Origin of the sequence: Apibacter muscae, assembly GCF_007845595.1 — a bacterium.
In the GTDB taxonomy this organism is placed as follows: Bacteria; Bacteroidota; Bacteroidia; order Flavobacteriales; family Weeksellaceae; genus Apibacter; species Apibacter muscae.
This window is the reverse complement of sequence record NZ_SELI01000023.1, coordinates 69437-83770: the sequence shown is the minus strand read 5'-3', so window position 1 is coordinate 83770 and position 14334 is coordinate 69437. Positions and strand designations below refer to the sequence as shown.

The following is a 14334-nucleotide window of genomic DNA, read 5'->3' as shown; positions in this document are numbered from 1 at the left end:
CATTAAATTGAATCTATTATTCAATCTTAACTTATATATTTGTAATTGGATTTGTTTGCAACAAAGTATGGATAATAAAAAAATAAAGACTCATAGAAATTTAATTCAAGGATTGGAACAAGCGATAAAAACAAGTTTTTTTGAGCCTGACAAGTATGCGGATAAAGTTTTAGAAAGACTTTTAAAACTTAACAAAAAATGGGGAAGTAAAGATCGAGGTTTTGTCTCCGAGTCTTTTTACGAGATCATTCGATGGAAAAGACAACTCGAATTTTATGCAAATCGAGAAATGAAAGACGATAATATATATTTTATTATAGCTACTTATTTGCTGCTTAATAAGCAAGAAATCCCTCCTTTTCCAGAATTTGAAAAAATTTATATTAAGAAAATAAAAGAGCGATTTAAAAAACCTTTTCCTTCTCGAGCCGTTGAATTTTCAATTCCTGATTGGTTGCAATCTCGAATGGAAAATGAACTGGGTTCGAGTTGGATATATGAAATGAAAGCTCTTAATATTCCAGCTTCTACTATTATAAGGGTTAATACCCTAAAAACTCATGCAGATAAATTACAAAAAAGTTTAGAAGAAGAAAAAGTTGCAACTAATTTTATTCAAGGTTATAAAGATGCTTTAGTACTGGAACGTAAACAAAACATTTTTAAAACAAAGGCCTTTCAAGATGGTTTATTTGAGGTTCAGGATGCTTCCTCACAATTGGTAGGAGAATACCTTGAAGCTAAACCAGGAATGAGAGTCATTGATTCATGCGCAGGCGCAGGTGGTAAAACCTTGCATTTAGCAGCACTTATGGAAAACAAGGGGCAAATACTAGCTTTAGATATTCATGAGTGGAAATTACAAACCCTTAAGCAAAGGGCTAGAAGAAACGGTGCACATAATATTCAAACGAAAGCTGTTACAGATTCTAAAATTTTTAAACGTTTGGAAAATACTGCTGATCGAGTACTTATAGATGCACCTTGTTCTGGATTAGGCGTTTTAAGAAGAAATCCGGATGCTAAATGGAAACTAAACAATGAGTTTATAGATAGAATTATTGATGAACAAAAGCAAATTTTACAAAACAACTCTAAACTTGTTAAAAAAAATGGATACTTAGTTTATGCCACCTGTTCCATTTTGCCTTCTGAAAACTCACATCAAGTTGAAAATTTTCTAAGTAAAAATCCCGATTTTGAATTAATTGATGAAAAGAAAATAATGCCTTCTACCAGTAATTTTGATGGTTTTTATATGGCTAAAATAGTTCGTAAATAATATTTTTTCAAAAGACCAGATATTAAAGAATATTCAAAATTCAAAACTCCTTATTGGATTTTTGAATTTTTAAAACACCTATACTTTGAATTAAACATTTAATTTAAAGTAGGTTTTTAGTTTTTCAATTGTATTTTGGACTTGACTCTTTAAATTTTCTAAATCTGCATCATTAACTATACAAAAATTAGTCAAATTTTTAATTTTTTCTTGGCTCCATTGATTTTTTAATCGATCATTAATTTCTCTTAAAGACCAACCATCTCTTTGCATAATTCTTTTCAAGCGAATCTTTTCACTTGCTATTACTGCAATAGTGGCATCGCAACCTAAATATGAACCACTTTCAAACAAAATAGCTGATTCTTTTATACAAATTTTACTTTCTTGTGTAGATATCCATTTGGCAAAATCATTTTTAACGGCTTCATGAACAATTAAATTTTGTTTTCTTAATAATTCGGGATTTGAAAATATTTGGTCGGCAATGAATTTTCTATTTAAATCATCACCAATATAAGCATTAGGTCCTAGTAAATCTATAATTTTAGATTTCAATTGACAATCTTGAATCATTAAAATTTTTGCATTAGAATCAGAATTGTATACAGGATACCCTTGCTCATTAAATATATTAGCAACAGTTGATTTTCCAACTCCCATACCTCCGGTTAATCCAACAATAAACATCTTATACAAGAGAATCAACCATAAAAAAATGTGAAATGCTTCCTCCTAAGACAAATAAATGCCAAATAAAATGAGAATATGGAATTTTTTCAATAACATAAAAAATTGTACCTAAACTATATAATAATCCGCCAATGATTAAGAAGATTAATGCTTGAAGGCTCATTAAATCAATTATGTTTCTAATATCAAAAATAATTAACCAGCCCATGGATAAATAAAGTAACAAAGAAAGCTTATCAACTTTACCCGTTAAAAATATTTTCAATATTATTCCAAGAGCTGCAATGGACCATACAATTGTAAATAATAACCAACCAGAACTTTTTTCGAGGGTTATTAAACAAACAGGAGTGTAAGTACCAGCAATCAAAAGAAAAATGCTCATATGGTCTAAAATCCTAGCTCTGTTTTTTAGTTTTCCACTTTCTAAATAATGATAAAAAGTTGAAGATAAAAAAAGTGCAATCATTGAAACCCCATATATCCATATACTAATTGTACTAAAATCAGTATTTTTTTTATTTTTGAATAAAAGATATATTAAACCAAATATTCCAAATAAAACACCTGCTGCATGAGAAATCGTGTTTAAAATTTCTTCTTTATTTCTATTTAATTTTATAAGTTTCATTTAAAAAATTCTAGAATTTTAAATATTAAATATAGAATATTTTTAATATAAATTTACTATTTAAATGAAATAAAAAAAATTACTGTATTTTTGCCAAGACATTTATCTTAAATAATTATGGCAAAAATAAAAATTGGATTAGTACAATCAAGTTGCTCCAATAATATTGAAAATAATATTAATAAAGCTATTGAAGGAATAAAGATGGCTGTTAAAGATGGGGCACAAATAGTATGTCTTCAAGAATTATTTTCTTCTCTATATTTTTGCGATATCGAAGATTATGATAATTTTAAGTTAGCTGAGCCTATCCCTGGTCCAACTACAGATAAACTTTCCCAAATTGCTAAAGAATTAAAAGTTGTAATTATAGCTTCATTATTTGAAAAAAGATCCCAAGGACTTTATCATAATACTACTGCTGTTTTAGACGCGGATGGTACTTATTTAGGAAAATATAGAAAAATGCATATTCCCGATGATCCAGCTTTTTATGAAAAATTTTATTTCACTCCTGGAGATTTAGGGTACAAAGTGTTTCATACTAAATATGCAAAAATAGGAGTTCTAATATGCTGGGATCAATGGTATCCAGAAGCATCACGAATTACTGCTCTTATGGGTGCAGAAATCCTCTTTTATCCTACAGCCATTGGTTGGGCTTCTACTCAAGATGAAGGTACCAACACAGAACAGTATAATGCTTGGCAAACTATACAAAGAAGTCATGCTATAGCCAATGGTGTACATACTGTTAGTGTAAATCGTGTGGGTTATGAACAAGAGGGTGCAATGAAATTTTGGGGAGGATCTTTCGTCTCGAATCCGTTGGGATCAATTCTATACCAAGCTTCACATGATCATGAGGAGGTTAAAGTTATAGAAATTGATACTGAAAAATCAGACAGTTATAGAGTTCATTGGCCATTTCTGAGAGATCGAAGAATTGATTCTTACCAACCCATATGTAAAAGATTTATAGACGAAGATTAAGTGATTATATGATGTTAAAATTTCTTATCATAAATCCAATCCCCCGTCCTTCTATAGATGACAACTTGATTAACTATATTATCTTAAGTTCACTATTTATTTTAGTTTTATCCCGTATAGTTCTCCTTCCTAAAAAAGAATCTTTTTTTAGATTTAAAGCTCTCATGGGAGAAGATGAAAATTTTACTTTGTTCACTTCAATTTGTGCATTATTATATTTAATATTCTTATCCTTAGTTTTAGTTCCTTTCTTTAAAATTCATATACCTTTTAATAATTCTCAACTAGCCAAAATAAGTTTAATATTTACATTTCTTTGTATTTATCATGTAACCTCACATGTATTAGGCAATAGCTTTATTTATATACTAGGTAAAAAGGAAGAATATAAAGTCAATAACATTAATAACTTTAGATTTACATTTATAAAACTTGTTATTTCAATTTTACTATGTTTTATAATTTACTATACGAACATTCCTAGGTTTTATGCTTTAAATATAGCAATATTTACTCTTGGAATTATACTTACTCTAGAATGGATATATTTAATGTTTTTTATAAAAAAAAATATAAATATTCCAAATTATTATGATTTTTTATATCTTTGCGCCTTTAAAATATTGCCCACGCTATGTTTAATTAAAATAGCGTTTTTAGGAGAAGAATTATAGTTTGTTTAAATATGAAAATTAAATCCGTTTTAGTTTCACAGCCTGAACCAATAGGAGATAGTTCTCCCTATTTTGATTTGCAAAAAAAGCATAAAATTAAAATTGATTTTTGTCCATTTATAGAAATTGAAGGAGCCAATGCTAAAGAAGTTAGAATCCAAAAGATTGATTTCTCTAACTTTACAGCAATAATTTTTACTAGTAGAAATGCTATTGATCATTTTTTCAGATTAGCTGAAGAAATGAGATTTACAGTTCCAGATTCAATGAAGTATGTGTGTCAATCTGAAGCCATAGCTTTATATCTTCAAAGATACATCGTATACCGAAAAAGAAAAATTTATTTCGGTGAAAAAAATATTCAAAGTATAATTCCTTTATTAAAGAAAAATCAAAAAGAAAAATATTTATTGCCAACTTCAGATATGCTCAATCAAGATATACCCGATGCTCTTGATAAAGCAGAAGTTGATTGGACGCGTGCAATATTATTTAGAACTGTTAGTAGTAACGTTGTTTCAAACATCAAAGATATTTATGATTACGATGCACTTATTTTCTTTAGTCCTTATGGCATTAAATCACTTTTTGATAATTACAAAGATTTTAAACAAGGAAATATACACATAGGAACTTTTGGTGCATCAACTAAATTTACAGCTGAAGAAGCTGGACTAAAAGTAAGTCTATTTGCTCCGACCAAAGAATCTCCTTCAATGACAAAAGCTTTGGATGATTTTTTGCAATAAGATATTTTAAAAAATATAAATTGCTACATAATTAAACTAAAAAATTTAAATTTAAACAAGCTATTCTAAATAATGACAACTTATAAAGATTCCGGTGTAGATAAAGAAGAAGGGTACCAAACCGTATCTAAAATTAAAGACGAAGTATCTCAAACACACAATCCAAATGTTTTAAATAATATTGGAAGTTTTGGAGCCTTTTATGAACTTTCTGGTTATAAAAAACCTATATTGGTTTCTGGTACTGATGGAGTTGGTACAAAGCTTAGAATTGCATTAGATTCTGAAATTTATGATACCATAGGTATTGATTGTTTTGCCATGTGTGCAAATGATATTTTATGTCATGGAGCAAAGCCATTATTTTTTCTAGATTATTTAGCTTGTGGAAATTTAGATTCAGATATTGCTTCAAAAATTATTTTGGGAATTGTAAAGGCTTGTAAAGAAACTAAAACAGCATTAATAGGGGGTGAAACGGCTGAAATGCCAGGTATGTATAAAAAAGGTGATTATGATGTAGCTGGGTTCTGTGTAGGAGTTGTTGAAAAAGAAGATATTATTGATGGAACCCAAATAAAGAAAGATCAAGTAATTATAAGTTTACCTTCAAGTGGCTTTCATTCTAACGGTTATTCGCTTATAAGGAAAATTTTCACTGATATCAATGAAAATTTTGAAGGTCAACCATTGTATCAAACATTGTTAACTCCAACAAGATTATATCAAAACGATATATTTAAAATATTAGAAAAATATCCACTATATGGAATTGCGCATATTACCGGAGGTGGTATAATTGAAAATTTACCAAGAATAATACCCAATGGGCTTTGTGCTAACATAAGCGTTTCATCTATTCATGTTCCATCTATTATGAAGGAGCTTCAAAAAAGAGGTAAAATAAGTAATGATGAAATGTTTGGCACTTTTAACATGGGTGTGGGGATGTGTATTATAGTTGATGAAGAAAATTCCCTACCAATTTTAAATCTAATTGAAGGTAGCTCAATCATCGGTAATATAACAAACAATTCAAAAAAAATTATTCTTAATTTTTAAATAAAAAAATTATTTTTTTATCTTAATTATTCTTTTATTTTATAAATTTACATGTAAATAATTTTTACATAAATTTTTTTGTAATTTATGTAGGGGCTATTGTGAATTAAAACTAAAAATACTTTATGAAGAGAATAATTAAGAAATCTCCCATATTTTTAATATTTTGCCTATTAATAATAATATTATTTCCATTAAAGATAAATGCTGAATATTCACCTGAAAAGCAAATGAATGAAGGAAGTAAACATTCAATTTTATTTCCTAAAGTTTCTAATGCTAAGGTTATCCATGAAATAATTGAAATAGATGTTGTTCCATATTTTAATGATCCTAAAGACTATTTTGTAAATTATAATATTACATACCACATAGAATCTGATCATGAACAGATTCTTCCATTAATTTTTATTGCTTCAAATTTTAAAAATTCACCTATTAATATTTTAATTAATGACAAAGAAGTAAATACAAATTCAATATTAGAAAATCAGAATTTAATATTTAGCATATTCCCTTATATAAAATCTGATGGTAATGAGAACGTATGTATTATAGATACAAAAAATAATGTAAATTTATTTAATATTAAAGAATTAGTTTATTTTAATAGCTTACTAAAAAAAGGAAAAAATGAAATTCACTTAAATTATAAAGGGAATTTAGAAAGTAATAATTATGGATTTCTAAAGAACTATAATTTAGATTATTATCTATTTCCTTATAAATTTTGGAATTCCTTTGGACCCATTTTTGTAAAATTAAATACACCACCAAACTATAAAATTAAACAATCAACAATAGGAAATCCTTCACAAAAATTATCTAAAAATTTATATTTCTGGAGATTAAATAAAATTAATAAAAAAGAATTTAAAATTAGTTTGTCTCCTAAAATTTCAACATTATCCTATTTTTTACTATTGTTAAAACCCGTTGGAATTACTTTAACTTTTGGATTATTAATTAGTTTGATACATATCTATTTCATAAAAAAATTTAGAAAAAAAGATAATCATTCCATTAATTACTATTTAATATTAGGAAATATTATCAATCCCCCATTGTTTTACTTAACTTATTGTTTGTCATTTAAATTAATAGAATGGTCTTTAGGAAGTATTGCACTTAAAAATTATGAATATATAATTTCTCCTATATTATATTTACCACTCATATATGTTCTCTATGATTATACCATGTGGTTTTTAGATATTAGCCTAAAAAATAATACTTCTTTAAAAAATACCTAAACTATTTTTGTATTTTTGATTTAAATTTTCAACTTATGAATATAGCAGTTTTCGTTTCTGGAGGTGGTACTAATCTACAAAATATTCAAGATGCCATAAATACAGGTATTTTAGAGAATGTTAAAATTGTATTAGTAATCGCGGATAGAAATTGCTATGCACTTGAAAGAGCTTTAGACAATGATATAACTACCTATTTGGTTGATAGAGGTAATGAAATTTCAACCCAAATTGATGAAATTTTGTCTTCATATTCTATAGATTTTATTGTCTTAGGAGGATTTTTATCCATCTTAAATTCAAATTTCTGCAACAAATGGGCTAATAAAATAATAAACATTCATCCCTCATTACTGCCGAAATACGGAGGTAAAGGTATGTATGGAGAAAAAGTCCATCAAGCCGTTTTAGATGCTGGAGAAACAGAATCAGGTGCTACTGTGCATTTTGTAACTTCAGAAGTTGATGAAGGTAAGATAATTCTTCAAAAATCATTTCTCATACATGAAAATGATTCAGTTAAAGATTTGCAAAAAAAAATTCAAGTGATTGAAAAAGAAATTTTAATAAAATCCATTCAAATGTTGTGTCAATCTTAAATTAAATAAATATTTTTAACCCTTTTAATATAAGATTAACAAAATACAATATTAATTTTTTTTTTATATGTATACTTACTATCTTTGCATAAGATATACATAATTTATGGTAAGTGTAGATAGTTCTAATGAACTTTCACAAATAACAGAGAATGAAAAGACTGGTTTTTTACTGTGGAAGGTAAATAACTATTGGCTTCGTTCATTTAAAAAAAGATTTAAAGATTTAGATATCACACATAGTCAACTTTTACTTTTGCTAAGTATTTTCTGGAGCAAAACAAATGAGCTAAATCTTACTCAAAAAGAATTATCCTATAAGTCTGGTATAGATGCCATGACAACTTCCACAGCACTTAGAACACTTCAAAAAAAAGGATTAATTATAAGAAATATTAATAATAAGGACACTAGAACTCATTTAATAGAAATTACTGAAAAAGGCAAAACAATTGTTGAAAAAGCCAATGATATTATAAAAAATTTTAATAATTCCTTTTTCAGTTGTTTGAAAGATCAACAAAAACAATTTCAAGAAAATTTAATTAATTTATTATTATCCGATGAAAATTCTAAACAACATTTATTGAAATATTACCAAAAAGAACTTGAAAAATTTAATATAACCGTAGAAAATAAATAAGCATGAAAATAAAAAAAATAAAAATTATATTAGCACTTTTCATTATTACATCGCTACAATTAACTTCTTGTAAAAATGACAGTAAAACTGGTGCTGCTGCATCTATGCAACAAAATGCAGTAAAGCCTTATCCTGTACAAGTCCTGTCAGAACAACCCACTACACTTTATGTAGACTATCCAGCAACCATTAAAGGTACGCAAGACATTGAAATTAGACCAATGTTAGAAGGATTTATCAAAACTATTGAAGTGGATGAAGGATCTACCGTAAGAAAAGGACAAGTACTATTTACCTTAGATGCACCTCAGTATGAGCAAAATAAACTAAATGCTTTAGCAGCAATTAAAACGGCAGAAGCTGATTTAAATAATGCTAAGATGGAAGTAAGAAAAGTAACTCCTTTAGTTGAAAAAGGTATTGTAAGTAAATACCAATTAGAAGCAGCAAAATATGCACTAGAAGCAAAACAAGCAGCTTTAAACCAAGCATATACAACTTTAGCTAATGCTGAAACAAATGTTTCATATACTAGAATCGTTAGCCCGGTAAATGGAAGTATTGGATCCATCCCCTATCGTTTAGGAAGCCTTGTTAATAGTTCTACTACATTAACAACTGTAGCAAATACTGCAGATGTATATGTATATTTTTCAATCAATGAAAAACAATTATTAGACTTACTTAAAACTCTTCCGGGCAAGTCGCAAAATGAAAAATTAAAACATATAGAGCCAGTAAAATTAATACTATCTACAGGCAATGAATACATTGATAGTGGTAGAATTGATGCAATTAGTGGTATAATTAATACCGGTACTGCAGCTGCTAACATGAGAGCTATATTCCCTAATACACAAGGAATTCTTAAAAGTGGATTGTCTGGTACTGTAAGAATTACAAATACAATTAAGAATGCTTTAATAATTCCACAAAAAGCAACCTATGAAATTCAAGGAATTACTTTTGTATATGTGGTACAAAACGATAACAAAGTAAAACAAGTAAGTATAAAAGTTACTCCTACTCCAGATGGAAAATCTTATGTGGTAGACTCCGGACTAAAAGCTAACGATAAAATAGTCATAAACGGAATTCAAAATTTAAAAGATGGAATGGAAATTAAACCACAACTATAATTTTAAATAATTTCAAATTTATCTCTTAATTAAAAATAATAATAAATGTTTAAAATTTTTATTGAAAGACCAATTCTTTCAACCGTTATATCAATAATCATTCTGATATTAGGAGGTATCGGTATGGTTACGCTACCCGTGGCGCAATACCCTGAAATTGCACCCCCTACTGTTCAAGTTACAGCCAATTATCCTGGAGCAAGTGCCGACGTAGTTTTAAAAAGTGTTGTAATTCCATTAGAAGAACAAATCAATGGAGTTGATAATATGACTTATATGACTTCAACAGCTTCAAACGATGGTTCTGCAACGATTACAATCTATTTTAAACAAGATGCAAATCCAGATATTGCCGCAGTAAACGTTCAAAATCTTGCAGCTCGGGCAAATAGTTTACTACCAGCAGAGGTTACCAAAAATGGAGTAATTGTACAAAAAACCCAAAGTAGTAATATTCTATTTATGGGTTTAATTAGTAAAAATCCAAATTTTGATCAAAAATTTCTTCAAAACTATGCCAATATTAATATTCTACCTGAAATTAAACGTATCAATGGTGTAGGAGATGCACAGGCACGAGGTGGAAATACCTATGCTATGCGTATTTGGATTAATCCTGATAAAATGGCCATTTATGGTATAACACCTAGTGATATTTCTGCTGTTTTAGCAGAGCAAAATCTAGAAGCCGCAGCTGGTTCATTCGGGGATAATAGCAATCAAACCTTTGAATACCCTTTAAGATATACCGGGAGATTGACAGATGCCAAACAGTTTCAAAATATAGTTTTAAAATCGCTACCTTCTGGTGATATATTACGATTAAAAGATGTTGCAGATGTTGAAATAGGGGCTGAATCTTACCAAGTTACTTCTACCATTGATGGATATCCTTCCACAATTATTTCAGTATCACAAACCGCAGGTTCTAATGCTAGAAAAATCATTGAAGAAGTAGAAGTAACAATGAAGGAAGCCGCAAAATCTTATCCTTCAGGGATTGAAACTGTATTTATGATGAATGCCAATGATTTCTTAAATGCATCCATTGACAAGGTTATACATACGCTTATCGAGGCATTTATATTGGTATTTATAGTTGTTTTAGTATTTTTACAAGATTTAAGATCGACCATAATTCCTGCAATTTCTGTAATTGTTGCCATTGTCGGAACCTTTTTCTTCTTACTACTTTTAGGCTTTACCATAAATATATTAACTTTATTTGCATTGATTTTGGCTATTGGTATTGTGGTGGATGATGCCATTGTAGTGGTAGAAGCAGTACACTCTAAACTAGAGAATGGCATGAAGGATTCTAAAAAAGCTTCGATCCATGCTATGACAGATATTGCAGGCGCCATTGTAGCTATAACACTTGTAATGGCATCCGTATTCGTTCCAGTAAGTTTTATTGGTGGAACTGCTGGGGTTTTCTACAAACAATTTGGTTTAACCTTGGCTATTTCCATTGTAATTTCGGCGGTAAACGCGCTTACTTTAAGCCCGGCTTTATGTGCAATATTTTTGAAACCTCACAGTGATGATAAACATAAAACAACATTTATAACTAGACTAAAAGATGGATTTAATGTTGCTTTCAAAAAAACTACCAATAAATATAAGAGAATATTAATACTTACTTCAAAAGCCAAATGGAGTGTTTTTGCAATTATATTAGTATTTTCAGGATTGCTGTATTATTTAATGAAAACTACACCTACCGACTTTGTACCTCAAGAAGATAGTGGATTTATTTTAAGTGATATTAGTTTACCTCCAGGTTCAACCATGGAACAATCAACCAAAATTGGTGATGAAGTAAATAAAATTGCTAGTAAAATCAATGGAGTTGAACATATTGCACAATTAAATGGTTTAAGTTTCTTAAGCGGTGCAGGAGGTAATTATTCTGTGGTTTTAGTAAAATTAAAACCTTGGAGTGAAAGGCCAAACATCAATATCAAAGATGTTGTTAAGGAATTATTTATAAAAACGGCTCATATACAAGGGGCTCGTATTATTTTCTTTGGAGCACCAACTTTACAAGGTTTCGGTAACTCTAACGGTTTCGAACTTCAACTTCAAGATAAAACCGGTGGTAGCTTAAGTAATTTTTATGAAGTAAGTCAGCAATTCCTAGGGGCACTCAATAAACGTCCTGAAATTCAATATGCAACTTCATCATTTGATCCTAATTTCCCTCAATATGAAATGAGTCTAAATATTGCTGAAATTAAAAGAGCTGGATTAAAAGCTACTGATATTCTAGGCGCACTGCAAGGATACGTTGGAGGAATATATGCATCCAATTACAACCAATTTGGTAAGCAATACAAAGTATATATACAATCGCATCCATCTGCACGTAAAAATTTAACCGATTTAGATGGTATGTACGTGCGAAATGCAAGCGGAGTTATGGCCCCTATAGGTGGATTTGTAACTATAAAACCTACCAACGGTCCACAAACTTTACAAAGATTTAACTTATATCAATCAATACCGGTTAGTGGTTCTCCAAATCAAGGCTATAGTGCTGGGGATGCCGTGAATGTAATTAACGAAGTTGCAGCACAAACATTGCCACAAGGATATTCCTTTGAATATTCAGGGATGACTAGAGAGCAAGTGAAAAACAGTGGATCACAAACGGTTTATATATTTATTCTTTGTTTGGTGTTTGTTTATTTCCTACTTTCTGCCTTATATGAAAGCTACATATTACCTATATCAATCATTATATCCTTACCGATAGGTATTGCAGGAGCATTTTTATTTGCAAAACTTTTTGGAATTACCAATAACATTTACTTACAGATTTGTTTAATCATGTTAATCGGTCTATTGGCTAAAAACTCCATTTTAATTGTTGAATATGCGTTAGAACGAAGACTTCATGGACTATCTATTATTGATGCAGCTATTGAGGGTGCTGAAGCTCGTTTTAGACCAATACTTATGACATCCTTTGCATTCATCCTAGGTTTATTACCACTTATGTTTGCCTCTGGCGCAGGTGCTGAAGGTAATAGATCTATTGGTACTGCTGCTGTAGGTGGTATGCTTATAGGAACTATAGTAGGGTTGGTAGTTACTCCTATGCTTTATGTGATTTTCCAGACTATTCAGGAAAAAATAACTAAGATAAAACCTACAACTACCGTAAAGGAAGATTTGGAGGATGATGATTTATAAATCTAAATTATTAAAATAATAAGAATGAAAATTCAACCAATTCAATATATAACTATTTTAGCCCTGGCAGGTTCACTCACTTCCTGTGTTACGGCAAAGTATGAGACTCCTGAAATCATAGATAATAAACTTTATCGTGATATGAACAGCAAGGATAGTACAACTATCGCTGATATTCCATGGAGCAATTTTTTTAAAGATATAAATCTACAAAACCTTATTAAAGAGGGTTTACAAAATAATCTTGATTTACAAATTGCTGTAACACGTATTAAACAATCTGAAGCAAGTTTAAGATCTGCAAAATTAGGATATTTACCTACTTTATCAGCGGAAGCTTCTTATAGTAATAGTAAACTTAATGAAGTAAAAGGCTCAGGATTTAGAACACATTCTGAAATCCCTCAACTATCTGCAACCGCAAGTTGGGAAGCTGATATTTGGGGCAAGATTGCAAGTACCAAACGTTCAGCTTTAGCTTCTTACTATCAAAGTGATGCTTATAGACTGGTCACTCAAACTTCTTTAATTGCAAATATTGCAAACAGTTATTTTAATTTGTTGGCTTACGATGAACAACTTAAAATAATGAAAAACACCATTAAACTATTAGAAGATAATGTTCAAACCATGCAATATCTGAAAGAAGCTAATATAGTTACTGGTGCTGCCGTAGAACAAAGTAAAGCTTTACTTTATTCTACAAAATTGAATGTTCCTGACTTGGAATCCAATATTAAAACATTGGAAAATTCAATTAGTTTACTTCTTGGAAAAGAACCAGGTCCAATTGTTAGATCTAAAATAGAGGAACAAGTAATTCCTACTGAACTTGAATACGGAGTTCCTGTACAACTCTTGTCTAAAAGACCGGATGTGATGATGTACGAATATGCATATAGGGCTTCTTTTGAAAATACTAATATAGCTAAAGCATCCTTATATCCCTCATTAACCTTAACAGGCAACGTAGGATATTCAACCTATCAAAATTTAAACAATTTTTTTGATTACTCTAGTATGTTTGCAAATATAGTGGGTGGATTAACACAACCTATATTTAACCAAGGAAAACTTAAAAGCCAGCTCAGAATAAGCCAAGCCAAACAAGAAGAAGCATTACTAAACTTTAAAAAAGCCGTACTTAATTCTGGTATGGAGGTTTCCAATGCTTTATATTCTTACGAAAAAGCTAAAAGTAAAGATACAGGAAGGAATTTGCAAATTGAAGCCTTACAAAAGTCTGTGGATTTTACAAAAGAACTTTTGATATATAGCAATGCCAACTATACAGAGGTTTTAACTGCTGAGCAAAACTTATTAAGTGCTAAGCTAAATCAAGTAAATGATAGACTTCAACAACTCCAATCTGCGATAAATTTATATAAAGCTTTAGGTGGAGGCGTTAATTAATAAAT

The 14334-nt window shown here is 29.5% G+C and carries 13 protein-coding genes; 11 read left to right on the top strand and 2 right to left on the bottom strand.

Features of this window, described 5'->3' with window-relative positions:
* The first annotated feature begins 67 nt into the window (after positions 1-67).
* Entirely contained in the window at positions 68-1282 is a 1215-nt protein-coding gene (locus ETU10_RS09180) for an RsmB/NOP family class I SAM-dependent RNA methyltransferase (RefSeq protein WP_146311688.1), read from the top strand.
* A gap of 90 nt (positions 1283-1372) precedes the next feature.
* Here the strand turns inward: ETU10_RS09180 and coaE are convergent, their stop codons facing one another.
* Positions 1373-1972 (bottom strand): dephospho-CoA kinase, encoded by a 600-nt coding sequence (gene coaE / locus ETU10_RS09175; protein ID WP_146263050.1) that lies wholly within the window; start codon positions 1970-1972, stop codon positions 1373-1375.
* Between the two features lies 1 nt (position 1973).
* Positions 1974-2606 carry a PAQR family membrane homeostasis protein TrhA gene (gene trhA / locus ETU10_RS09170; protein ID WP_146263051.1) on the bottom strand — a complete coding sequence of 211 codons (633 nt, stop codon included), beginning with the start codon at positions 2604-2606 and terminating at the stop codon, positions 1974-1976.
* Between the two features lie 117 nt (positions 2607-2723).
* On the opposite strand from trhA, the gene ETU10_RS09165 reads away from it, so the two are divergent.
* The 10 genes from ETU10_RS09165 to ETU10_RS09120 all read left to right on the top strand — a co-directional run bounded on the left by ETU10_RS09165 (position 2724) and on the right by ETU10_RS09120 (position 14329).
* A complete protein-coding gene (locus tag ETU10_RS09165) occupies positions 2724-3599 on the top strand; it encodes a carbon-nitrogen hydrolase (RefSeq protein ID WP_146311686.1) in 876 nt (291 codons plus the stop codon).
* A gap of 8 nt (positions 3600-3607) precedes the next feature.
* Positions 3608-4273 carry a DUF4271 domain-containing protein gene (locus tag ETU10_RS09160; RefSeq protein ID WP_146311684.1) on the top strand — a complete coding sequence of 222 codons (666 nt, stop codon included), beginning with the start codon at positions 3608-3610 and terminating at the stop codon, positions 4271-4273.
* 11 nt (positions 4274-4284) lie between these two features.
* A complete protein-coding gene (locus tag ETU10_RS09155) occupies positions 4285-5022 on the top strand; it encodes a uroporphyrinogen-III synthase (protein ID WP_146263054.1) in 738 nt (245 codons plus the stop codon).
* Between the two features lie 69 nt (positions 5023-5091).
* The gene (gene purM, locus ETU10_RS09150; RefSeq protein ID WP_146311682.1) at positions 5092-6084 is read left to right on the top strand and encodes a phosphoribosylformylglycinamidine cyclo-ligase; all 993 of its coding nucleotides are present in this window, start codon (positions 5092-5094) and stop codon (positions 6082-6084) included.
* A gap of 125 nt (positions 6085-6209) precedes the next feature.
* Positions 6210-7337, top strand: coding sequence for a hypothetical protein (locus ETU10_RS09145; protein WP_146311680.1), 1128 nt, complete (start codon positions 6210-6212; stop codon positions 7335-7337).
* 35 nt (positions 7338-7372) lie between these two features.
* Complete coding sequence (purN, locus tag ETU10_RS09140) at positions 7373-7936, top strand: phosphoribosylglycinamide formyltransferase (protein ID WP_146311678.1); 564 nt, start codon at positions 7373-7375, stop codon at positions 7934-7936.
* Between the two features lie 106 nt (positions 7937-8042).
* Positions 8043-8579, top strand: a complete 537-nt coding sequence (locus tag ETU10_RS09135) for a MarR family winged helix-turn-helix transcriptional regulator (RefSeq protein WP_146263058.1) — start codon at positions 8043-8045, stop codon at positions 8577-8579.
* Positions 8580-8581: 2 nt separating this feature from the next.
* Positions 8582-9718 (top strand): efflux RND transporter periplasmic adaptor subunit, encoded by a 1137-nt coding sequence (locus ETU10_RS09130; protein ID WP_146263059.1) that lies wholly within the window; start codon positions 8582-8584, stop codon positions 9716-9718.
* Positions 9719-9763: 45 nt separating this feature from the next.
* A complete protein-coding gene (locus tag ETU10_RS09125; protein WP_146311677.1) occupies positions 9764-12916 on the top strand; it encodes an efflux RND transporter permease subunit in 3153 nt (1050 codons plus the stop codon).
* 24 nt (positions 12917-12940) lie between these two features.
* Entirely contained in the window at positions 12941-14329 is a 1389-nt protein-coding gene (locus ETU10_RS09120; protein WP_146311675.1) for an efflux transporter outer membrane subunit, read from the top strand.
* Positions 14330-14334 lie beyond the last annotated feature (5 nt).

What these genes read in the sequence shown, in the direction of transcription:
- ETU10_RS09145 (WP_146311680.1), top strand. Translation starts at nt 6,210, where the DNA reads ATGAAGAGAATAATTAAGAAATCTCCCATATTTTTAATATTTTGCCTA.
- ETU10_RS09120 (WP_146311675.1), top strand. Translation starts at nt 12,941, where the DNA reads ATGAAAATTCAACCAATTCAATATATAACTATTTTAGCCCTGGCAGGT.
- trhA (WP_146263051.1), bottom strand. Translation starts at nt 2,606, where the DNA reads ATGAAACTTATAAAATTAAATAGAAATAAAGAAGAAATTTTAAACACG.
- coaE (WP_146263050.1), bottom strand. Translation starts at nt 1,972, where the DNA reads ATGTTTATTGTTGGATTAACCGGAGGTATGGGAGTTGGAAAATCAACT.
- ETU10_RS09135 (WP_146263058.1), top strand. Translation starts at nt 8,043, where the DNA reads ATGGTAAGTGTAGATAGTTCTAATGAACTTTCACAAATAACAGAGAAT.
- purN (WP_146311678.1), top strand. Translation starts at nt 7,373, where the DNA reads ATGAATATAGCAGTTTTCGTTTCTGGAGGTGGTACTAATCTACAAAAT.
- ETU10_RS09155 (WP_146263054.1), top strand. Translation starts at nt 4,285, where the DNA reads ATGAAAATTAAATCCGTTTTAGTTTCACAGCCTGAACCAATAGGAGAT.
- ETU10_RS09130 (WP_146263059.1), top strand. Translation starts at nt 8,582, where the DNA reads ATGAAAATAAAAAAAATAAAAATTATATTAGCACTTTTCATTATTACA.
- ETU10_RS09165 (WP_146311686.1), top strand. Translation starts at nt 2,724, where the DNA reads ATGGCAAAAATAAAAATTGGATTAGTACAATCAAGTTGCTCCAATAAT.
- ETU10_RS09180 (WP_146311688.1), top strand. Translation starts at nt 68, where the DNA reads ATGGATAATAAAAAAATAAAGACTCATAGAAATTTAATTCAAGGATTG.
- ETU10_RS09125 (WP_146311677.1), top strand. Translation starts at nt 9,764, where the DNA reads ATGTTTAAAATTTTTATTGAAAGACCAATTCTTTCAACCGTTATATCA.
- ETU10_RS09160 (WP_146311684.1), top strand. Translation starts at nt 3,608, where the DNA reads ATGATGTTAAAATTTCTTATCATAAATCCAATCCCCCGTCCTTCTATA.